Annotated in this window: 19 protein-coding genes; 14 read left to right on the forward strand and 5 right to left on the reverse strand. The window is 74.5% G+C overall.

What is annotated here, in order from left to right; genetic code table 11:
- Positions 1 to 125 precede the first annotated feature (125 nt).
- Positions 126 to 869: a 2,3-diphosphoglycerate-dependent phosphoglycerate mutase gene (gene gpmA, locus VKV23_10225; protein HLI16412.1), complete on the reverse strand. Its 744-nt coding sequence runs from the start codon at positions 867 to 869 to the stop codon at positions 126 to 128.
- 69 nt (positions 870 to 938) lie between these two features.
- Between gpmA and VKV23_10230 the strand changes: the two genes are divergently transcribed.
- The 12 genes from VKV23_10230 to purQ all read left to right on the forward strand — a co-directional run bounded on the left by VKV23_10230 (position 939) and on the right by purQ (position 14,082).
- Positions 939 to 1,619, forward strand: a complete 681-nt coding sequence (locus tag VKV23_10230; protein ID HLI16413.1) for a hypothetical protein — start codon at positions 939 to 941, stop codon at positions 1,617 to 1,619.
- 142 nt (positions 1,620 to 1,761) lie between these two features.
- Positions 1,762 to 3,606 carry a molecular chaperone DnaK gene (gene dnaK / locus VKV23_10235; protein ID HLI16414.1) on the forward strand — a complete coding sequence of 615 codons (1,845 nt, stop codon included), beginning with the start codon at positions 1,762 to 1,764 and terminating at the stop codon, positions 3,604 to 3,606.
- A complete protein-coding gene (gene grpE / locus VKV23_10240) occupies positions 3,603 to 4,268 on the forward strand; it encodes a nucleotide exchange factor GrpE (protein HLI16415.1) in 666 nt (221 codons plus the stop codon). Before dnaK ends, grpE begins: the two co-directional genes overlap by 4 nt.
- Positions 4,269 to 4,280: 12 nt before the next feature.
- Complete coding sequence (dnaJ, locus tag VKV23_10245; protein ID HLI16416.1) at positions 4,281 to 5,375, forward strand: molecular chaperone DnaJ; 1,095 nt, start codon at positions 4,281 to 4,283, stop codon at positions 5,373 to 5,375.
- Positions 5,372 to 5,794: a MerR family transcriptional regulator gene (locus VKV23_10250; GenBank protein ID HLI16417.1), complete on the forward strand. Its 423-nt coding sequence runs from the start codon at positions 5,372 to 5,374 to the stop codon at positions 5,792 to 5,794. The genes dnaJ and VKV23_10250 overlap by 4 nt, the downstream gene beginning before the upstream one ends.
- A 12-nt stretch (positions 5,795 to 5,806) precedes the next feature.
- Positions 5,807 to 8,296, forward strand: coding sequence for an ATP-dependent chaperone ClpB (clpB, locus tag VKV23_10255; protein HLI16418.1), 2,490 nt, complete (start codon positions 5,807 to 5,809; stop codon positions 8,294 to 8,296).
- 62 nt (positions 8,297 to 8,358) lie between these two features.
- Positions 8,359 to 9,639 (forward strand): adenylosuccinate synthase, encoded by a 1,281-nt coding sequence (locus tag VKV23_10260; protein ID HLI16419.1) that lies wholly within the window; start codon positions 8,359 to 8,361, stop codon positions 9,637 to 9,639.
- Between the two features lie 10 nt (positions 9,640 to 9,649).
- Positions 9,650 to 10,912, forward strand: a complete 1,263-nt coding sequence (gene purD, locus VKV23_10265; protein ID HLI16420.1) for a phosphoribosylamine--glycine ligase — start codon at positions 9,650 to 9,652, stop codon at positions 10,910 to 10,912.
- Positions 10,909 to 12,234 carry an adenylosuccinate lyase gene (purB, locus tag VKV23_10270; GenBank protein ID HLI16421.1) on the forward strand — a complete coding sequence of 442 codons (1,326 nt, stop codon included), beginning with the start codon at positions 10,909 to 10,911 and terminating at the stop codon, positions 12,232 to 12,234. The genes purD and purB overlap by 4 nt, the downstream gene beginning before the upstream one ends.
- A complete protein-coding gene (locus VKV23_10275) occupies positions 12,234 to 13,124 on the forward strand; it encodes a phosphoribosylaminoimidazolesuccinocarboxamide synthase (GenBank protein HLI16422.1) in 891 nt (296 codons plus the stop codon). Before purB ends, VKV23_10275 begins: the two co-directional genes overlap by 1 nt.
- Positions 13,097 to 13,375: a phosphoribosylformylglycinamidine synthase subunit PurS gene (gene purS / locus VKV23_10280; GenBank protein ID HLI16423.1), complete on the forward strand. Its 279-nt coding sequence runs from the start codon at positions 13,097 to 13,099 to the stop codon at positions 13,373 to 13,375. The genes VKV23_10275 and purS overlap by 28 nt, the downstream gene beginning before the upstream one ends.
- Positions 13,372 to 14,082, forward strand: a complete 711-nt coding sequence (gene purQ / locus VKV23_10285; GenBank protein HLI16424.1) for a phosphoribosylformylglycinamidine synthase subunit PurQ — start codon at positions 13,372 to 13,374, stop codon at positions 14,080 to 14,082. The genes purS and purQ overlap by 4 nt, the downstream gene beginning before the upstream one ends.
- Here purQ and VKV23_10290 read toward each other — a convergent pair.
- Positions 14,079 to 14,492 carry a hypothetical protein gene (locus VKV23_10290; GenBank protein ID HLI16425.1) on the reverse strand — a complete coding sequence of 138 codons (414 nt, stop codon included), beginning with the start codon at positions 14,490 to 14,492 and terminating at the stop codon, positions 14,079 to 14,081. The two genes, purQ and VKV23_10290, sit on opposite strands and share 4 nt — an antisense overlap.
- Positions 14,493 to 14,590: 98 nt before the next feature.
- Here VKV23_10290 and purL point away from each other — a divergent pair, with 98 nt between their 5' ends.
- Positions 14,591 to 16,849, forward strand: a complete 2,259-nt coding sequence (gene purL, locus VKV23_10295; GenBank protein HLI16426.1) for a phosphoribosylformylglycinamidine synthase subunit PurL — start codon at positions 14,591 to 14,593, stop codon at positions 16,847 to 16,849.
- 8 nt (positions 16,850 to 16,857) lie between these two features.
- Here the strand turns inward: purL and VKV23_10300 are convergent, their stop codons facing one another.
- On the reverse strand, positions 16,858 to 17,379 hold the full coding sequence (locus tag VKV23_10300) for a DUF2231 domain-containing protein (protein ID HLI16427.1): 522 nt from the start codon (positions 17,377 to 17,379) through the stop codon (positions 16,858 to 16,860).
- A 72-nt stretch (positions 17,380 to 17,451) separates the two neighbouring features.
- Positions 17,452 to 17,739 (reverse strand): cell division protein CrgA, encoded by a 288-nt coding sequence (locus VKV23_10305; GenBank protein ID HLI16428.1) that lies wholly within the window; start codon positions 17,737 to 17,739, stop codon positions 17,452 to 17,454.
- 64 nt (positions 17,740 to 17,803) lie between these two features.
- Between VKV23_10305 and VKV23_10310 the strand changes: the two genes are divergently transcribed.
- Entirely contained in the window at positions 17,804 to 18,385 is a 582-nt protein-coding gene (locus tag VKV23_10310; GenBank protein HLI16429.1) for an aminodeoxychorismate/anthranilate synthase component II, read from the forward strand.
- A gap of 10 nt (positions 18,386 to 18,395) precedes the next feature.
- Here VKV23_10310 and pknB read toward each other — a convergent pair whose 3' ends face one another.
- Complete coding sequence (gene pknB / locus VKV23_10315) at positions 18,396 to 20,330, reverse strand: Stk1 family PASTA domain-containing Ser/Thr kinase (GenBank protein ID HLI16430.1); 1,935 nt, start codon at positions 20,328 to 20,330, stop codon at positions 18,396 to 18,398.
- Between the last annotated feature and the right edge of the window lie 28 nt (positions 20,331 to 20,358).

Raw genomic sequence — 20,358 nt, forward strand, 5'->3', positions numbered from 1 at the left:
GCTCCTCCTTCTCGGCCGAGCCGCGGGCGCGGCCCGGCCGAGAACCTACGCACGGCGCGTTTCGCTCCCGTGCCACCGCCTTGAACGGCGTGTTAGCGCCGCGTGAACGGCGCGTGAAGCGAGCGTCAGCCGGCCTGGCGGGCGACCGCCTCGGCCGCGGCCCGCGCCGCCTCGGGGTCGCCGAGGTAGCGGACGGCGCGGACCTCGAGGGAGGCGTCGAGGTCGTAGACGCGGGGGATGCCGGTCGGGATCTCGAGGCCGACGATGTCGTCGTCGGAGATCTCCTCGAGGTACTTGCACAGCGCCCGGATCGAGTTGCCGTGGGCGACGACGAGGGCGTCGTGGCCGTGGGCGAGCACCGGCGCGATGGCGTCCACGTAGTAGGGCACGGCGCGCGCCACGACGTCGGCGAGGCACTCGCTCGCCGGGAGCGCGCGCCGGGGCACCGCGGCGTAGCGGGGGTCGTTGCGCGGGTGGTACGGCGAGTCCTCCTCGACGGGCGGCGGCGGCGTCCGGTAGCTCCGGCGCCAGATCCTGACCTGCTCGGCGCCGTGCCGGCGTGCCGTCTCCTTCTTGTCGAGCCCCTGGAGCGCCCCGTAGTGGCGCTCGTTCAGTCGCCAGTGCCGCTCCACGGGGAGGTAGGAGAGGCCGGCGGCGTCGAGGGCGATGTTCGCCGTGCGCACGGCCCGGGTGAGCACCGAGGTGAAGACGACCGCGATGCGCAGGTCGGCCTCGGCGGCGAGGAGGCGGCCTGCCTCGGCTGCCTCCCGCTCGCCGTTCGGGCTGAGGTCGACGTCGACCCATCCCGTGAACAGGTTCTCGGCGTTCCAGGCGCTCTCGCCGTGGCGGAGGAGGACGAGCCGGGCCACGGCGGCGACGCTAGCCGAGCCGGCCGACCCCTCGTCGCCCGGCCGGCAGGCCTGCCTAGTGTGGGGGCGATGCCCGCCTACGTCCTGCGCGTCTGGCTCGCCGACCGGCCGGGAGCCCTCGGCGCCGTGGCGAGCCGCATCGGCGCGGTCGGCGGCGACGTCGTCGGGATCGAGATCCTCGAGCGAGGCGCCGGCCGCGTCATCGACGAGCTCCTGCTCGAGCTCCCGAGCGAGGACCGCGTCTCGCTCATGCTCGCCAAGCTCGCCGAGCTCGACGCCGTCGACGTCGAGGACGTCCGGGCGATCGAGGGCGCCGGCCGCCCGCTCGCCGAGCCGCTCGAGGTGGCAGCCGACCTCCTCGGCGCGCGCTCGGTGGCCGACCTGCTCGCCGCGCTCGCCGGCGGGGTCGCGTCAGCCTCGGCTGCGGAGTGGGTGGCGGTCCTCGACCCCGACGAGCCGGCGGTGCTCAGCGCCGCCGGCAGCCCGCCGCCGGCGCCGTGGCTCGAGGCCTTCGTCGCGGGCACGAGCGCCGGCGCGGGGCCGCACGACGCGCCGGGGGCGTCGGTGCGCGACGTCGCGTGGGCACGCCTCGAGGGGACCGGCCTGGTCCTCCTCGCCGGTCGCAGCGGCCGCCCCTACCGGGACCGCGAGCGCCGGCAGCTCGCGGCCCTGGCGCGCATCGCCGGGCAGCACTGGCACCACCTCGTCGTCGTCGAGGGCATGCGCGTCCACCCCACCCGCTTCTCCTGACGGGCACCCTCCGTTCTGGCGGGGCGCGCCACAAGGTTGACACGGAGACGCTCAACTTCGTTACACTGACTGCTGTCAGGAACGGAGCGCGCCGGACGCGAGGTTGTCGAGGGCGCGGGTACGAAGGATCGGAGGCAGCGGCATGCCTAAGGCGGTCGGCATCGACCTCGGGACGACGAACTCCGTCGTCTCCACCCTCGAGGGCGGCGAGCCCACGGTCATCCCGAACGCGGAGGGGAGCCGCACGACACCCTCCGTCGTGGCCTTCTCGAAGACGGGCGAGGTGCTCGTCGGCGAGGTCGCCAAGCGGCAGGCGATCACGAACCCGGAGCGCACGATCCGCTCGGTGAAGCGCCACATGGGCACGAACTGGAAGATCGACATCGACGGCAAGGCCTACACGGCGCAGGAGATCTCGGCGCGCATCTTGCAGAAGCTGAAGCGCGACGCCGAGGCGTACCTGGGGGACACGGTCACCCAGGCGGTCATCACGGTGCCCGCCTACTTCGACGACGCGCAGCGCACCGCGACGAAGGAGGCCGGCACCATCGCGGGGCTCGAGGTGCTGCGGATCATCAACGAGCCGACCGCCGCGGCGCTCGCCTACGGCCTCGACAAGGAGGGCGCGGACCAGACGGTCCTCGTCTTCGACCTCGGCGGCGGCACCTTCGACGTGTCGATCCTCGAGATCGGCGAGGGCGTCTTCGAGGTGAAGGCGACCTCCGGCAACACCCACCTCGGCGGCGACGACTGGGACCAGCGGATCATCGACTGGCTCGTGAAGTCGTTCAAGGACACCGAGGGCGTCGACCTCTCGAACGACAAGATGGCGATGCAGCGCCTGAAGGAGGCCGCGGAGAAGGCGAAGATCGAGCTGTCGAGCGTCCAGGAGACGTCGATCAACCTGCCGTTCATCACGGCCACGGCCGAGGGCCCCAAGCACCTCGACATGAAGCTGACGCGCTCGAAGTTCCAGGAGCTCACGGCTGACCTCGTCGACGCCTGCCGCGGGCCGTTCGAGCAGGCGATCAAGGACGCCTCGCTCACCAAGGACCGGATCGACCACGTCATCCTCGTCGGCGGGTCGACCCGGATGCCGGCCATCCAGGAGCTCGTCCAGAGCCTGACCGGCAAGGAGCCGCACAAGGGCGTCAACCCCGACGAGGTCGTCGCGGTCGGCGCCGCCATCCAGGCGGGCGTCCTGAAGGGCGAGGTGAAGGACGTCCTGCTGCTCGACGTGACGCCGCTCAGCCTCGGCATCGAGACGAAGGGCGGGATCATGCACCGCCTCATCGAGCGGAACACGACGATCCCGACGAAGCGCTCCGAGGTGTTCACGACGGCCGAGGACAACCAGCCCTCCGTCGAGATCCACGTCCTCCAGGGCGAGCGCGAGATGGCCGCCTACAACAAGACGCTCGGCAAGTTCCAGCTCGTGGACCTGCCGCCCGCCCCCCAGGGCGTGCCCCAGATCGAAGTCACCTTCGACATCGACGCGAACGGCATCGTGCACGTCTCCGCCAAGGACCGGGCGACGGGCAAGGAGCAGTCGATGACGATCACCGGGCAGTCCTCCCTCCCGCGCGAGGACATCGAGCGCATGATCCGCGACGCGGAGCAGCACGCCGAGGAGGACCGCCGCCGGCGCGAGGAGGCCGAGACGCGCAACAACGCCGACACCCTCATCTACCGGACCGAGAAGCTGCTGCGCGACGAGGGCGACAAGTTCAGCGGCGACGAGAAGGACAAGGTGGAGTCGGCGCTGCGCAGGCTGAAGGAGGCGGTGTCGGGCAGCGACGTCGGCGCGATCCGGACGGCCACCGACGAGCTCGTGCGCGCCTCGCAGGCCTTCGCCCAGCGGCTGTACGAGCAGGCGTCGGCTGCCTCGTCCGCGGCCTCGACGAGCGCCGCGCAGGGCCAGCAGGCGAGCGACGAGGAGGTCGTCGACGCCGAGATCGTCGACGAGCCCGGCGCGGCAGGGGCATGAGTAGCGGCGAGGCGAACCCGGAGGGCCTCGACGCGCGGGCGGCGGACCTCGCGCCCCAGGGCGAGGCCGCGCCCGGGTCCGAGGCGCCCGAGAACGGGGACCGCCAGGCGGGCCAGCCCGAGAACGGGGTCCGCGAGGCACCGGTGGAAGCCGTCGCGCCCGAGGCGGGCGCCGTCGACGGCGCGCCGCCGCCGTCGCCCGAGCCGGCGGACCTCGCGCAGCTCGCCGCGGAGCGCGACGAGTACCTCGACACCCTGCGCCGGCTGCAGGCGGAGTTCGACAACTACCGCAAGCGGACGATCCGCCAGCAGACGGCGCTCCTCGAGCGCGCCGCCGAGCAGCTGCTCGAGCGGCTGCTCCCCGCCCTCGACGCGCTCGGGCTCGCGATCGCCCACGCGAGGGAGGACGAGAGCGGCCGGGTCGCCATCGAGTCGCTCGAGCAGGTCGAGTCGCTCTTCTGGGACATCCTCGCCAAGGAGGGGCTCGAGCGGATCGACGCCGCCTCGGTGGCCTTCGACCCGCACGTCCACGACGCCGTGGCGCACGAGGGCGGGGCAGACGGCGAGGGCGGCCCGGGGGCGGTCGTCGTGGAGGTGCTGCGCCCCGGCTACGCGCTGAAGGGCCGCGTGCTGCGCCCCGCGATGGTGAAGGTGCGAGGCTGAGGAAGGCGGTCGATGGCGCCCCAGCGGGAGTGGTTCGAGACCGACTACTACGCCGTGCTCGGCGTCTCGCCCGACGCGACGGACAAGGAGATCACCCGCGCCTACCGCAAGCTCGCGAAGCAGTACCACCCGGACGCCAACCCCGGCTCCGAGGAGCGCTTCAAGGAGATCACCGCGGCCTACGACGTGCTCGGCGACCCCGAGCGCCGCAAGGAGTACGACGAGGTGCGCCGCCTCGGCGCCGGCGGTGGCTTCGGCGGCGCCGGGGGCTTCAACTTCCGCATCGACGACCTGAGCGACCTCTTCGGGGGGCTGTTCCGTGGCGGCGGGGGGATGTCGCGCCGGAGGTCCGGCGCCGCGCCCCAGCGGGGCGCCGACCTCGAGGCGCAGCTCCACCTCTCCTTCGACGAGGCGGTCGAGGGCGTGGTGACGACGGTGAACGTCACGAGCGGGGCCGTGTGCTCGACGTGCGGCGGCTCGGGCTCGCGCCCGGGCACGGCGCCGGTCGTCTGCCCGCGCTGCGGCGGGAGCGGCGTCGTGAACGACAACCAGGGGTTCTTCTCGCTGTCCTCGCCCTGCCCGGAGTGCGGCGGGCGGGGCACGAAGGTGGTCGACCCCTGCCCGACGTGCTTCGGCACGGGGGTGGAGCGGCGCGAGCGTCGCGTCAAGGTGCGGATCCCCCCGGGGGTGAGCGACGGGCAGCGGATCCGGGTGAAAGGGCGCGGCCAGCCCGGGCGTGCCGGCGGCCCGCCCGGCGACCTCTACGTCGTCGTCCACGTCGCGCCCCACCCGCTGTTCGGGCGGCGCGGCCGCGACCTCACGCTCAACGTCCCGGTGACCTTCCCGGAGGCCGCGCTCGGGGCCACGATCACGGTGCCCTCCCTCGACGGCCCGGTGCGCCTGAAGCTGCCCCCGGGCACGAGGACGGGCAAGACCTTCCGGGTGCGGGGCCGGGGCCTGACAAAGGGCGGCCCCCCGGGCGACCTCCTCGTCACCGTCGAGGTCGTCGTGCCGACCGAGCTGAACGAGGCCCAGCGCAAGGCGCTCGAGGCGCTCGCGCGCGCGACGTCGACCTCGCCGCGGGCGCACCTCGGGGTGGACCAGTGAGCGGCGAGGCGCGCCGGGCGCTCTACGTGATCTCGGTGGCCGCCGAGCTCGCCGGCGTGCACCCCCAGACGCTGCGCACCTACGAGCGCAAGGGGCTGCTCGACCCGGCGCGCACCGGCGGGGGCAGCAGGCGCTACTCCGATGCCGACATCGCCAGGCTGCGCAGGATCCAGGAGCTGACGGCCGAGCGCGTGAGCCTCGAGGGGGTGCGCCGGGTCCTCGCCCTCGAGGCGGAGGTGGCCCGCCTGCGGCGCGAGCTCGAGGCCGCCCGGCGCGAGGCGCGCGCCGCGGTCGAGGCAGCCCACCGCCAGTACCGCAGGGACCTCGTGCCGCTGCGCGCCGAGCGGCTGCCGGCGCGCCTCGGCGGCCGGGTGCCGCCGGGCTCGACGGCGATCGGCGCGAACCGAGGACGCTCGTAGCGAGGAGACGAGATGGCGCTTGACGCGAGCCGCTTCACGCTGAAGACGCAGGAGGCCCTCCAGGAGGCCACCCGCCTCGCCGAGGCCGGCCGGAACGCGGAGGTGACCCCGGCGCACTTCCTCCTCGCCGCGCTCGGCCAGGAGGGCGGCATCGCCGTCCCGATCCTCGACCGGCTCGGGGTCGCGCCGCTCGCGCTGCGCAACCGCCTGAGCGAGGAGGTGGCGAAGCTGCCTCGCGCCTACGGGGGCCAGGGCCCGCAGCTCTCGCGCCGGCTCGTGGAGGCGCTCGAGGAGGGGCAGCGCTTCCAGAAGGAGATGGGGGACGAGTACCTCTCGGTCGAGCACGTGCTGCTCGCCCTGGCGGGCGAGCTCGGGGTCGACCGCGAGCGGCTCCTCGCCGCGCTCCGGTCCGTGCGCGGGGCCCAGCGCGTCACCTCGCCGAACCCCGAGGAGAGCTACCAGGCGCTCGAGAAGTACGGGCGGGACCTCACCGAGCTCGCCCGCCAGGGCAAGCTCGACCCGGTCATCGGGCGCGACGAGGAGATCCGCCGGGTCATCCAGGTGCTGTCGCGCCGCACGAAGAACAACCCGGTGCTGATCGGCGAACCGGGCGTCGGCAAGACGGCGATCGTCGAGGGCCTCGCCAACCGCATCGTCGAGGGGGACGTCCCCGACAGCCTGCGGCGCAAGCGGGTGATCGCCCTCGACCTCGCGGGGATGGTGGCGGGCGCCAAGTACCGGGGCGAGTTCGAGGAGCGCCTGCGCGCCGTCCTGCGCGAGATCACCGAGTCCGAGGGCGAGGTCGTCACCTTCATCGATGAGCTCCACACGATCGTCGGGGCCGGGGCCGCCGAGGGGGCGATGGATGCCGGCAACATGATCAAGCCGATGCTGGCGCGCGGCGAGCTGCGGATGATCGGCGCGACGACGCTCGACGAGTACCGCAAGCACATCGAGAAGGACGCCGCGCTCGAGCGGCGCTTCCAGCCGATCTACGTCGGGCCGCCCTCGGTCGCGGACACGATCGCCATCCTGCGCGGCCTGAAGGAGCGCTACGAGGTCCACCACGGGGTCCGCATCCAGGACTCCGCGCTCGTCGCCGCGGCGGTGCTCTCCGACCGCTACGTGAGCGGCCGCTTCCTGCCCGACAAGGCGATCGACCTCGTCGACGAGGCGGCGAGCCGCCTGCGCATCGAGATCGACTCGATGCCGACCGAGATCGACGTCGTGACCCGGCGCATCCGCCAGCTCGAGATCGAGCGGGTCGCCCTCGCCAAGGAGAGCGACCCGGCGTCGCGCGAGCGCCTCGCCAAGCTCGACGAAGAGCTCGCGAACCTGCGCGAGCAGGAGTCCGCGATGACCGCCCACTGGCAGGCCGAGCGCGAGGCGATCACGACGATTCGCGAGCTGAAGGGGCGTCTCGAGTCGCTGCGCTCGGACGCGGAGCGCCACGAGCGCGACGGCAACCTCCAGGCCGCGGCGGAGATTCGCTACGGCGAGCTGCCCGCGCTCGAGCGCCGGATCGCCGAGGCGACCGACCGCCTCGCCGAGCTGCAGTCGCACCAGAAGATGCTGAAGGAGGAGGTCGACGCCGAGGACATCGCCGAGGTCGTCTCGCGCTGGACCGGCGTGCCGGTGACGAACCTGCTCGAGAGCGAGGTGCAGAAGCTCGTCCACATGGAGGACGCCCTGCGCCGGCGCGTCGTCGGCCAGGACGAGGCGGTGCGCGTCGTGGCGAACGCCATCCGGCGCAGCCGGGCCGGCCTCGCCGACCCGCACCGGCCGATCGGCTCCTTCCTCTTCCTCGGCCCGACGGGAGTCGGCAAGACCGAGCTCGCGCGCTCGCTCGCGGCCTTCCTCTTCGACGACGAGCGGGCGATGGTCCGCATCGACATGGGCGAGTACCAGGAGCGCCACACCGTGGCGCGCCTCGTCGGCGCCCCGCCCGGCTACGTCGGCTACGAGGAGGGCGGCCAGCTCACGGAGGCGGTGCGGCGCCGGCCGTACGCGGTGGTGCTCCTCGACGAGATCGAGAAGGCGCACCCGGACGTCTACAACGTGCTGCTCCAGGTGCTCGACGACGGCCGCCTCACCGACGGCCAGGGCCGGACGGTGGACTTCACGAACGTCGTGCTCATCATGACCTCGAACCTCGCCGGCGACCCGCTCGACCACTTCAAGCCGGAGTTCGTCAACCGCATCGACGAGATCGTGCGCTTCCGTCCGCTCGGGCGCGAGGACCTCGCGGCGATCGTCGACATCCAGCTCCAGCGCCTCGCCGAGCGCGTCGCCGAGCGGCGGCTCGAGCTCGACGTCTCGCCCGAGGCGCGCGAGCTGCTCGCGCAGCGCGGCTACGACCCGGTCTTCGGCGCCCGCCCGCTGCGGCGCGTCATCCAGCGCGAGCTCGGCGACCCGCTCGCCCTCGCGCTGCTCGAGGGCCGCTACCCGGAGGGCGCGACGGTGCACGTCGGCGTGGAGAACGGCGCCTTCGTGCTGAGCTGAGCGCCCGTCTCGGCCCGACAGGCCCCCGGCTACACTCCGACCGGTCGATCCGGAGGTGCTGCGTGCCCGCGACCGTGGTGGTCGGAACCCAGTGGGGCGACGAGGGCAAGGGGAAGCTCACCGACCTGCTCGCCAAGGAGATGCGGCTCGTCGTCCGCTACCAGGGCGGGCACAACGCGGGCCACACGATCGTCGTGGACGGCGAGACCTTCGCCCTCCAGCTCGTCCCGAGCGGGGTGCTCTACCCGCACACGATCCCGGTGATCGGCAACGGCGTCGTCGTCGACCCCGCCGTGCTCGTCGCCGAGTGCGACGCCCTCGAGGCCCGCGGCATCGACACGAGCCGCCTCGTCGTCTCGGGGAACGCGCACCTCATTATGCCCTACCACTACGAGATCGACCGGGCCGCGGAGCGCTCGCTCGGCCGCTCGAAGCTCGGGACGACGAGGCGCGGCATCGGCCCCGCCTACGCCGACAAGGCGGCGCGCGTCGGGATCAGGGTCCAGGACCTGCTCGACGAGAAGATCTTCCGCCAGAAGCTGGAGGTCGCGCTGCGCGAGAAGAACGCCGTGCTCGCCAAGGTGTACAACCGGCTCTCGCTCGACTTCGAGGAGATCGCGCACCGCTACCTCGACGAGCTGGCGCCGCGGCTCGCGCCGATGATCGGCGACACGGTGAGCCTCGTCCACGAGGCGCTCGAGGCCGGCGAGAACGTCATGCTCGAGGGGGCCCAGGCGACCTTCCTCGACCTCGACCACGGCACCTACCCGTACGTCACGTCGTCGAACCCGACCGCCGGTGGGGCCTGCGTCGGCTCGGGCATCGGCCCCCTCGACGTCAACCGGGTCGTTGGCATCGCCAAGGCCTACGTGACGCGCGTCGGCGCGGGACCCTTCCCGACCGAGGTCGACGGTGAGCTCGCGGACCTCCTCGTCGAGCGCGGCCAGGAGTACGGGACGAACACGGGCCGGCGCCGCCGGCCCGGGTGGCTCGACCTCGTCATGCTGCGCCAGGCGGTGCGGCTCAACTCCGTCACGGAGATCGCCCTCACGAAGCTCGACGTCCTCTCGGCCCTGCCGAGGCTCAAGGTCTGCGTCGGCTACGAGGCCGACGGGCGCCGGCTCGAGCGCGTCCCCTACCACCAGTCGCTCCTGCACCGCGTCACCCCCGTCTACGAGGAGCTGCCCGGCTGGCAGGAGGACCTGTCGGGGGCGACGTCGGCCGCCGACCTGCCGCGGGCGGCGCGCGACTACGTGGCGGTCATCGCCGAGCACGCGGGCGTGCCGGTCACGCTCGTCGGCGTCGGCCCGGCCCGGGAGCAGTACGTCGCCTTCGCCGCGTGAGCGGCGCGCGATGCGCGTCTGCGTCGTCGGCTCCGGAGCGCGCGAGCACGCCCTCGCGCACGTGCTGGCGCGCAGCGCCGACGTCGTCGCCACCCCGGGCAACCCCGGGATCGACGGTGTCTCCGCCGAGGGGCACCGCCTCGTGTCGACGCCGGCCCCGCCCGAGGAGGTCGACGCCGACCTCTTCGTCGTGGGCCCCGAGGCGCCGCTCGTCGCCGGCCTGGCGGACCGCCTTCGGGCACGGGGGGCGGCGGTGGTCGGCCCCGGGGCGGCCGGGGCCGCCCTCGAGGGCTCGAAGGCCTTCATGAAGCGGCTCGCTGCCGCAGCCGGGGTGCCGACGGCCCGCTTCGGGGTGTTCGATCGCCTCGACGAGGCCGAGGCCTTCCTCGCGTCGCTGCCGGGTCCCTACGTCGTGAAGACGGACGGCCTCGCCGCGGGCAAGGGCGTCCTCGTCACGGCCGACCTCGCCGAGGCGCGCGCCGACGCCCGGGCGAAGCTCTCGGGCGCGGCCTTCGGCGACGCCGGGCGACGCATCGTCGTCGAGGAGGGCCTCGAGGGGCCGGAGCTCTCCCTCCTCGTGCTCTGCGACGGTCGGCGTGCCCTGCCGCTGCCGCCGGCGCGCGACTTCAAGCGGGCGCTCGACGGGGACGCCGGCCCGAACACCGGCGGGATGGGGGCGTACTCGCCGGTGCCCGACGCGAACGCCGAGGTCGTCGGCGAGGTCATGGCTCGCATCGTCGAGCCGACGCTCGCCGAGCTCGGGCGGCGCCGGATCGACTACCGGGGTGTCCTCTACGCGGGGTGCATGCTGACCGCGGCCGGGCCGGTGCTCATCGAGTACAACGTCCGCTTCGGCGACCCGGAGGCCGAGGTGGTCCTCCCCCGGCTTCGCGGGGACGTCGCCGGCCTCCTGCACCGCGCGGCCACCGGGCGCCTCCCGGACGCCTGCGAGGTCGCCGACGACGCCGCCGTGTGCGTCGTCGTCGCCTCGCCCGGCTACCCGCTCGCCCCGCGCCTCGGCGGGGCCGTCACCGGCCTCGACGAAGCCGCTACGGTCGAGGGCGTGACCGTCTTCCACGCGGGGACGAGGCGCGCCGCCGACGGCACGCTGCGCGCCGGCGGGGGGCGCGTGCTCGCCGTGACGGCCGTGCGCCCGAGCCTCGCCGCGGCGCGCGCCGCGGCCTACGAGGCGGTGGGCCGGATCCGCCTCGCCGGCGCGACCTTCCGGCGCGACATCGGGGCCGACGCACCGAGCGAGGCGGCGTCACGGTGATCGGCCGCTACGCGCTGCCGGAGATGGCCGCCCTCTTCGGCGACGAGGCGCGCCTCGCGCGCTGGCTCGAGGTCGAGGTGCTCGCCGTCGAGGCGTGGGCGAAGCTCGGCGTCGTCCCAGCGGCCGACGCGGCCGAGGTGCGTCGTCGCGCCCCGGTCGTCGACGCCGCGTTCGTGCGGCGCGTCGCCGAGCGCGAGCAGGTCACCGACCACGACGTCGCCGCCTTCGTCGACGTCGTCCAGGAGGCCATCGGCCTGCCGGCCGGCGCCTGGGTCCACTACGGCCTCACCTCGGCCGACGTCGTCGACACGGCCCTGTCCGCCACGCTCGTCGCCGCGAGCGACCTGCTCCTCGAGGCCTCGAGCGCGCTCGTCGCGACGCTGAAGCGCCGGGCCGTCGAGCTCGCGGACGTGGCCATGGTCGGGCGCACCCACGGCATGCACGCCGAGCCGACGACCTTCGGCGCGAAGCTCGCCCTCTTCTGCCTGCAGGTGGCGCGCGACCGCGAGCGCCTCCGGCGCGCGCGCCGGGCGGTGGCGGTGGGCAAGCTGTCGGGAGCGGTGGGGACGTACTCGAACGTCGACCCGGCGGTCGAGGCCTACGTCTGCGAGGCGCTCGGGCTCGAGCCGGTGCCGGCCACCCAGGTGATCGCCCGGGACCGCCACGCCGAGTACCTCTACGCCCTCGCCTCGACCGGCACGACCCTCGAGGCGCTCGCGACCGAGCTGCGCCACCTCCAGCGCAGCGAGGTGGCCGAGACCGAGGAGCCCTTCGGGGCGGGCCAGAAGGGCTCCTCCGCGATGCCGCACAAGCGCAACCCGATCACGGCCGAGCGCATCGTCGGGCTCTCGCGCGTGCTGCGCGGCTACCTCGTCGCCGGCCTCGAGGACGTCGCGCTCTGGCACGAGCGCGACATCTCCCACAGCTCGGTCGAGCGCATCGTGCTGCCCGACGCGAGCCTCGCCTGCTACTACGGCCTGCGGCGCATGGAGCGGCTCGTCGCCGGCCTGGTCGTCAACGCCGGGCGCATGCGCGAGAACCTGCTCGTCGGCTCGCTCGGCCTCGTCTTCTCCCAGCCGGTGCTCCTCGCGCTCGTGGCCTGCGGCGCGAGCCGCGACGCCGCCTACCGCATCGTGCAGCGCGACGCCCGCCTCGCCGCCGAGTCGCGCCGGCCCTTTCGCGCCGTGCTCGAGGAGGACCCCGAGGTCGCCGAGCTCCTCGCCGGGCGCGGCCTCGCCGCGACGCTCGACGAGGCGTTCGACCTCGAGCGGGCGCTCCGGCACGTCCACCGCACCATCGACGCACTGGAGGGGGTCGAGTGATGGCCATCGCGCCCGCGTACTCTGGCAAGGTCCGTGACATCTACGACGTCGGGGACGGGAGGCTGCTCATGGTGGCCTCCGACCGCATCTCGGCGTTCGACCGCGTCTTCGCCGAGCCCATCCCCGACAAGGGGCGGGTGCTCACGGCGATGACCGCCTTCTGGAGCGAGGAGCTCGCCGGGATCGCCCCGACCCACCTCATCACGACCGACCCGGGCGCGTTCCCGCCCGAGGCGGCCGACATCGGCGACGTCGCGGGACGGGCGATGCTCGTGCGCCGGGCCGAGATGCTCCCGATCGAGTGCATCGTGCGCGGCTACCTCGCCGGCTCGGCCTGGAAGGAGTACCGCGCCACCCAGACGATGCACGGCACGCCGCTGCCCGCGGGCCTGCGGGAGTCCGACCGGCTCCCCGAGCCGGTCTTCACGCCCTCGACGAAGGCGACCGAGGGCCACGACGTCAACATCTCCTTCGAGGAGGCGGTGGAGCTCGTCGGCGCGCGGCTCGCGGCGCGCGCCCGGGAGATCTCGCTGCGCGCCTACGCGGCGGGGGCGCGGCGCGCCCTCGAGCGGGGGATCGTCATCGCCGACACGAAGTTCGAGCTCGGTCTCATCGACGGGGAGCTCGCCATCTGCGACGAGATCCTGACGCCCGACTCCTCGCGCTTCTGGCCGGCGGACGCGTGGTCGCCGGGGTCGGCACCGCCCTCGTTCGACAAGCAGCCGGTGCGGGACTGGGCGGAGTCGACCGGCTGGGACAAGGAGTCGCCGCCGCCGCCGCTGCCCGCCGAGGTCGTCGCCGCGACGCGCGACCGCTACGTCGCCGCCTACGAGAAGATCTCCGAGCGCCGCTTCGCCGACTGGTGGGGCGTCGCGCCCTGCGCGCCGTGAACTTCGAGGTCGCCGTCGAGGTCCGGGGGCTGGAGGGCATCGCCGACCCCGAGGGCCAGACGATCGAGCGGGCGCTGCCCGCCCTCGGCTTCGCCGGCGTGCGCAACGTGCGGGTCGGCAAGCTGGTGCGCTTCGCGCTCGAGGCCAGCGACGAGGAGGGTGCGCGGCGCGAGGTCGAGGAGATGTGCGCGCGCCTGCTCGCCAACCCGGTCATCGAGCGCGCCTCGATCACCATCGCGCCGGCGCCATGAGCGCGACCGTCGGCGTGGTCACCTTCCCCGGCTCCAACTGCGAGCACGACGTCGCCGCGGCGCTCGAGCTCCTCGGCGCGAGCGCCCGCCTCGTGTGGCACGCGAGCGACGACCTCCGTGGCCTCGACGCCGTCGTCCTCCCCGGCGGCTTCGCCCACGGCGACTACCTGCGACCCGGCGCGATCGCCCGCTTCTCGCCGGTGACGGGGGCGATCGCCCGCTTCGCCGCGGAGGGCGGACCGGTGCTCGGGATCTGCAACGGCTTCCAGGTGCTCACCGAGGCCGGTCTGCTGCCGGGCGCGCTCCGGCGCAACGCCGGCCTGCGCTTCATCTGCGACACGGTGACCTGCGAGGTCGCCTCGCAGGCGTCGGTGCTCACCGCCGGCGTCCCGGTCGGGACGCGCCTTCGTCTGCCCATCAACCACTACGAGGGCAACTACACCTGCGACGCGGCGACCCTCGCCCGCCTCGAGGCGAACGGGCAGGTCGTGCTGCGCTACGTGAAGAACCCGAACGGGTCGACTGCCTCGATCGCCGGCGTGGCGAACGAGGCGGGCAACGTCGTCGGGTGCATGCCGCACCCCGAGCGAGCGAGCTCGGCGCTGCTCGGCTCCGAGGACGGGCTCGTGCTCCTCGGCGCCTTCCTCGGCGCGTGCGCGCCGTCGCCCCGCCGGCTCGGGCAGCCGTCGGCCTCGGCCGCCCGCTAGGCGCTGCGGTGGATCCCCGCCCGGCGCAGCACCTCGGCCGGCACCCCCGCCTCGCGCCAGGTCGAGTAGTCGATGCCCTTGCGCGCCCCGTAGGCGGCGGCGGCCTCGACGAAGGCGGCCTCGAGCGCCGAGATGTCCTCCGAGTCCCCGCTCTCGGTGAGGCGCGCCTTCAGGGTCTTGCGCTGCTGGATGAGGTGGAGGCGCTGGAGCGGGTCGGCCTCGTGCAGGCGCGCCTCGATCTCCTCGAGCTGGCGCTCGAGCTGCTCGGTGCTCGGGCGCCGGCCCCGCCGAGGGCGGGTGCGCTCGAGCGCCTCGAGGTAGCGGCGCACGGCGAGGCCCTGGGCACGACCGGCGGCGAGCGCCGCCTTGTGCTCGGACGTCATCGAGGTGCGCTTCCTGGTGGGTGGCATGCGACCACTATGACGCATGTCGGGCCGCGTTGCAAAACGGAAATGAGGGGCGTGGCAGGTGGCGATTTGCAGACGTGGCAGGTGGGGGAAGACGTCCAATGAGTGAGGGTCCAGGCGGCGGCCAGCCGGCGCACCGGGCGCTCGGCCTCACCGACGACGAGCTCGAGGCGATCGTCGAGGTGCTCGGGCGCTCCCCGAGCGAGGCGGAGCTCGCCATGTACGCGGTCATGTGGAGCGAGCACTGCTCGTACAAGTCCTCTCGTCGCCACCTCGCTCGCCTGCCCACCGAGGCGCGCCACGTCCTCGTCGGTCCCGGCGAGAACGCGGGCGTCATCGACGTCGGCGGTGGCCTCGCGGTCGCGCTGCGCATCGAGAGCCACAACCACCCGTCATTCGTCGAGCCCTACCAGGGAGCGGCGACGGGAGTCGGGGGGATCCTGCGGGACATCTTCGCGGTGGGGGCGCGCCCCATTGCGCTCATGGACGCGCTGTTCTTCGGGCCGCTGGAGGACCCGCACAGCCGCTATATCTGCGACGGCGTCGTGCGCGGTATCGCCGGCTACGGGAACGCCGTCGGCGTCCCCACGGTCGGGGGGCAGCTGACCTTCGACCCGAGCTACGCGCGCAACCCGCTCGTCAACGTCTTCTGCCTCGGCCTCGTACCCGCCGACCGCCTCGTGCTCGGCCGGGCGTCCGGCGTCGGCAACCTCGCGGTGCTGCTCGGCAGCAGGACGGGGCGCGACGGCATCGGCGGCGTCAGCCTGCTCGCCTCGTCCGGCTTCGGCGTCGCCGCCGCCGGCGAGGCCTCGAAGCGCCCGAGCGTGCAGGTGGGGGACCCCTACGAGGAGAAGCGGCTCATCGAGGCGTGCCTCGAGCTCATCGACGCCGGCCTCGTCGTGGGGATCCAGGACCTCGGCGGGGCGGGCCTCGCCTGCGCGGCGAGCGAGACGGCGGCGCGCGCCGGGCTCGGCATGGACCTCGACGTCTCGGCCGTGGCCCTGCGGGAGGCGCCGATGGCACCGGCCGAGGTGCTGACGAGCGAGAGCCAGGAGCGGATGCTCGCCATCGTGGCGCCCGGCTCGCTCGGAGCGCTCGAGGAGGTCTGCCGCCGGTGGGAGGTGGAGGCCCGCGTGGTCGGTCGGGTGACCGCGCCGGACCCCGACGGCGTGGGTCGGCTGCGCGTCCGGTCGGGCGCCGGTGGCCCGGTCGTGGCCGAGGTTCCGGCGCGCTCGCTCGCGGACGGCGCCCCCCGCTACGACCGCCCCGCCGCCCCGCCGGCGGACCTGGCCGAGCGCCGGGCGGCGGACCCGGCGCTCCTGTCGGCGCCCGACGACACGGGGGCCGACCTGCTCGCCCTCCTGGTCGACCCCTCCTTCGTCTACCGCCAGTACGACCACCAGCTGTTCTTGAACACCGTGCTCGGCCCCGGCGAGGCGCACGCGACCGTCCTGCGCCTCGCGGCGCCCGGCGTCGCCGCCACGGGCCGAGGCCTCGCCCTCAGCACCGACGCGAACCCCGGCTGGTGCGACGTCGACCCCCGCCTCGGCACCGCGGCGACGGTCGCCGAGTCCGCCCTCAACGTCTCGCTCGCCGGCGGGGAGCCGCGCGCCCTCGTCGACTGCCTGAACCTCGGCAACCCCGAGCACCCGGAGGTGATGTGGCAGCTCGTCGAGGTGGTCGAGGGCCTGCGCGAGGCCTGCCTCGCGCTCTCGCTGCCGGTCGTCGGCGGCAACGTCTCCCTGTACAACGAGGCGGGCGGCGTCGACATCGTCCCCACCCCCGTCGTCACGGTGGTCGGCCTCCTCGAGGGGCTCGCGAGGCGGCCGGTCGGCATCGGCTGGCGCGCGGGTGACGCCCTCGTCGTGCTCGGCGCGGGGACGCCGAGCCTCGCCGGCTCGCGCTGGGCCCGCACGCTGCGCGGCCACCGGGGCGGGTCGCTCCCGGCCCTCGACCTCGGCGCCCACGCCCGGCTGTGCGGCCTCGTGCGCGAGCTCGTGGGCGCCCAGGCCCGCGGCGGCCCCGAGCTCGTCACCGGGGCGCACCACCTGGCCGACGGGGGGCTCGGGGTCGCCCTCGCCGAGTGCGCGGCCCGAGCCGGCGTCGGCTGCACGGTCGAGGTCGGCGACCACCGTGCCCTGTTCGGCGAGTCGCCGGGGCGGGCGCTCGTCGCGGCGGCGCGCCCGGACGAGGTGCTCGCCCGCGCCGCGGCGCACGGCGTGCCGGCGGCCGTCGTCGGACGGGCGGGCGGGGAGCGGCTCGTGCTCGGCGCGCTCGCCGACCTCGGGCTCGACGAGGTGGCGAGCGCCCTCGCGCGCTCGGTGGCCGCCCGCTTCGAGGAGGCGGCCACGAGCGCCTGAGGCGGCGCTCAGGCCGAGCGGCGCCTGAGGTGGAGGATCCGCCCCGTCGACTGGACGGCGGCGTCGTCGCGCGCCTGGGAGGGGGTGAGGCGCACGCCGACGTGGAAGGTCTGGACGAGGCGCCAGCCCAGCGCCCCCGCTGCCACGGTGAGCGCGGCGCCGGCGGCGGACAGCGCGAGGCCGAGCGTGGCGCTCGTCGCCGGGCCGTTCCAGTGGCTCTCGTAGGAGGCGACCACGGCGAGGAACAGGCCGAGGGCGGCGACGTTCACCGAGGCGTGCGCGATCCCGGTCGCGCGTGCCGCCGAGCCGCGCGCCACGCCGAGTGCGAGGTCGACGGCGCCGAAGAGGGCGGCGAGCACCGCCGAGCAGACCCCGACGACGGCGAGGCCGATCGCGAGGTTGAGCCAGAACTGGTGGCCGTTCGCCGCGTAGACGGCGAAGCCGACGAGCGTCCCGACGTAGCTCGCGACCGGGAAGGCCACGAGCATCGGGTGGATGGGGTGTCCGAACAGGTTCGCCTTCGTGTACATCGCGCCTCCTTCGTGCGCGCCGCGTCGTCCACATTGTCCTCCCGGGTGCAAGTCCCGGAGGAGGTCGGGGGCCTAGCGGTAGCGGGTGGCGAGGAGGGCCGCGGCGAGCACGGCGAGGAGTCCCCCGAGCGTGTACCAGTTCGTCGGGCTCGCCGGCAGCGCCTCGATGTAGTTCAAGATGACGACGAGGACCCCGAGCGCGAGGAGCGCGAGCAGGAACCACGGGTACCAGCGGGGGCTTCGCCGCACCCGGATCGGCGTCGGCGGCGTGTAGCGGCCAGCGGCCGGCCGGCGTCGCCCGCCCGCGGCGCGCCCCGGCCGGGGTCGGCCCTCGCGCCGCGGTCTGGTCGGCTGGGCCACGGCTGCACATTACCGGCGCCCTGCGGGCTCGGCTCGCCTGCCCGGCCGGTAGCGTGGGGCCGGGATGGGCCCGCGCGTCGTCGTCGTCGACAACTACGACAGCTTCGTCTACAACCTCGTCCAGTACCTCGGGGAGCTCGGGGCGGTCCCGGTGGTCGTGCGCAACGACGCCCTCGACGTGGCCGGCATCGCCGCCCTCGCGCCGAACGCCCTCCTCGTGTCGCCCGGGCCGGGGCGGCCCGCCGAGGCGGGGATCTCGAAGGCGGCGATCGCCGCGCTCGGCGGCGCCGGCCTGCCCGTGCTCGGCGTCTGCCTCGGCCACCAGTGCATCGGCGAGGTCTTCGGCGGCACGGTCGTCGCCGCGCCGACGCTGATGCACGGCAAGACCTCCCGCATCCACCACGACGGCGCCGGCGTCCTGGAAGGCCTGCCGAGCCCGTTCGAGGCCACCCGCTACCACTCGCTCGTCGTCGACGAGCGCAGCCTGCCGCCCTGCCTCGAGGTGACGGCGCGCGCGGACGACGGCACGGTGATGGCGCTGCGCCACCGGGAGCTACCGGTCGAGGGGGTCCAGTTCCACCCCGAGTCGATCCTCACCACCGGCGGGCGCCACCTGCTCGAGAACTTCCTCCGGCGAGCGGCCTGACCGGCCGCGCTCAGCCCTGGCCGGGGGCGCCGCCGCTGTTACCCGGCGGGGGCGGGCCGGTGCTGCCGGTGCCCGGGCTCGTGCCGGTCGAGCTCGCGACCCCGACGAAGATCGTCACCGTGGCGAGGGGGCGGACGACCTTGCCCGGCAGCGGCGACTGGTTCGTGACGAGGCCGACCTGGTCGGTGGCGGGCGCCGGGACCTCGGCCACCCGGTAGTTGAGGCCCGCCGCCGAGAGCTGCGACTCCGCCTCCTGGAGGCTGAGGGAGACGACGTTGGGGACGGTGACGGCGTTCGACACGTTGAGGGTCACCGTCGTCCCCGAGGCGACCGACGCCCCGGCCGGCGGGCTCGTGCTCACGACCTCGCCGGCGGGGACGGTCGGGGAGAAGACCGGGTTCAGCTGCGCGGCAACGTTCAGCCCGGCGGTCGCGAGCGCGGCGCCGGCCTGCGCCGGGCTGTCGCCGGTGAGGTTCGGCACGGTGACGAGCTTCGTGCCCTTCACGACGTCGAGGGTGATGACCGTGTCGACCCGTGCCGTCGAGCCGCTCGCCGGGCTCTGGCTGATCACGGTCAGCTGGCGCTGGTCGGCGCTCGTCGCGGGGACGTAGACGACCTTCGGGGCCGCCGTGAAGCCGGCGGCGCGCAGCTGGACCTCGGCCTGGGCGACGGTGAGGCCGACGAGGGGGGGCAGCGGGCGCACCGGCGCCGGCCCGGCGACCTCGAGGAGCACCTGCGAGCCCTGCCGCGCGGTCGCGGGGGCGTCGGGCCGCTGGCGCAGGACCCGACCGGCGTCCGTGGCGCTGCCGGCGACGACGTCGACCCGGTAGCGCAAGCCGCTGGCGCGCAGCGTCGCCTCGGCGCTGGCGCGCGCCATCCCGACGACGTGGGGCACCCGCACGTAGGCCGCGGCGCCGAACCAGCCGAGCGAGCGCCCGCCGAAGTAGACGACGGCGGCGATCGCGAGCGTGAGGGCGGCACCCGCCGCGACCCACCACGGCGTCGTCGAGCGGCCGCGATCGGTGTCGTACCGGTCGACGGTGCCCCTCGCCGCCGGCACCTGGCGGGGGATCGCAACCGTGGCGGGCGCGTCGGGAGGGGCGGCGAGCACCGTCTGGCCGCGCACGAAGCGATCGAGGTCGGCGCGCAGCTCGTCGGCGGAGCGGTAGCGCTCGGCGGGGAGCTTCGCCATCGCCTGGCGGATGATGGCGTCGAGGGCGACGGGGACGGCCGGGTTGAGCGAGCGGGGCGCGGGCGGCTCCTCGCGCACGTGCTGGTAGGCGATGGCGACGGGGTTCTCGCCGGTGAAGGGCGGTCGGCCGGTGACCATCTCGTAGAGGACGACGCCGAGGGAGTAGACGTCGCTGCGGCCGTCCACCTCGAGGCCCTGGGCCTGCTCGGGGGAGAAGTACGTGGCCGTGCCCATGACGAGGCCGGTCTGGGTGACCTGCTCGTCCGAGCCCATCGCCCGGGCGATCCCGAAGTCGGTCACCTTGACCTGGCCGTCCGCGGTGATGAGGACGTTGCCCGGCTTGACGTCGCGGTGGACGACGCCGTGGCGGTGGGCGTAGGCGAGGGCGCGGGCGATGTCCGACGCGATGGAGGCGGCCTGGACGGGGTCGAGGGGCCCCTGGGAGCGGATGATGGACGACAGCGGCTCGCCGTCGACGAGCTCCATCACGATGTAGTAGGTGGAGTCCGCCTCGCCCCAGTCGAAGACGGGGACGATGTTCTGGTGCGACAAGTTCGCCGCCGCCTGCGCCTCGCGGCGGAAGCGCTCGACGAAGGAGTGGTCCGAGGACAGCTCCGGGAAGAGGACCTTCACCGCGACCGGCCGGTCGAGCAGCTGGTCGCGAGCCGCGAAGACCTGGGCGGTGCCCCCCCGCGCGATCTGCTCTCCCAGCGCGTAGCGGCTGCCGTAGAGGGGGAGGGGGGGCGAGGTCATGTGCGCCCGAGCCTATTCGTGCGCGCCG

The sequence above is a fragment of the Acidimicrobiales bacterium genome, from assembly GCA_035294085.1.
In the GTDB taxonomy this organism is placed as follows: Bacteria; Actinomycetota; Acidimicrobiia; order Acidimicrobiales; family Bog-793; genus DATGLP01.

Coding starts and splice junctions, on each gene's coding strand:
- VKV23_10230 (HLI16413.1), top strand. CDS start 939: ATGCCCGCCTACGTCCTGCGCGTCTGGCTCGCCGACCGGCCGGGAGCC.
- dnaK (HLI16414.1), top strand. CDS start 1,762: ATGCCTAAGGCGGTCGGCATCGACCTCGGGACGACGAACTCCGTCGTC.
- grpE (HLI16415.1), top strand. CDS start 3,603: ATGAGTAGCGGCGAGGCGAACCCGGAGGGCCTCGACGCGCGGGCGGCG.
- dnaJ (HLI16416.1), top strand. CDS start 4,281: ATGGCGCCCCAGCGGGAGTGGTTCGAGACCGACTACTACGCCGTGCTC.
- clpB (HLI16418.1), top strand. CDS start 5,807: ATGGCGCTTGACGCGAGCCGCTTCACGCTGAAGACGCAGGAGGCCCTC.
- purD (HLI16420.1), top strand. CDS start 9,650: ATGCGCGTCTGCGTCGTCGGCTCCGGAGCGCGCGAGCACGCCCTCGCG.
- VKV23_10275 (HLI16422.1), top strand. CDS start 12,234: ATGGCCATCGCGCCCGCGTACTCTGGCAAGGTCCGTGACATCTACGAC.
- purQ (HLI16424.1), top strand. CDS start 13,372: ATGAGCGCGACCGTCGGCGTGGTCACCTTCCCCGGCTCCAACTGCGAG.
- VKV23_10290 (HLI16425.1), bottom strand. CDS start 14,492: ATGCCACCCACCAGGAAGCGCACCTCGATGACGTCCGAGCACAAGGCG.
- purL (HLI16426.1), top strand. CDS start 14,591: ATGAGTGAGGGTCCAGGCGGCGGCCAGCCGGCGCACCGGGCGCTCGGC.
- VKV23_10300 (HLI16427.1), bottom strand. CDS start 17,379: ATGTACACGAAGGCGAACCTGTTCGGACACCCCATCCACCCGATGCTC.
- VKV23_10310 (HLI16429.1), top strand. CDS start 17,804: ATGGGCCCGCGCGTCGTCGTCGTCGACAACTACGACAGCTTCGTCTAC.
- pknB (HLI16430.1), bottom strand. CDS start 20,330: ATGACCTCGCCCCCCCTCCCCCTCTACGGCAGCCGCTACGCGCTGGGA.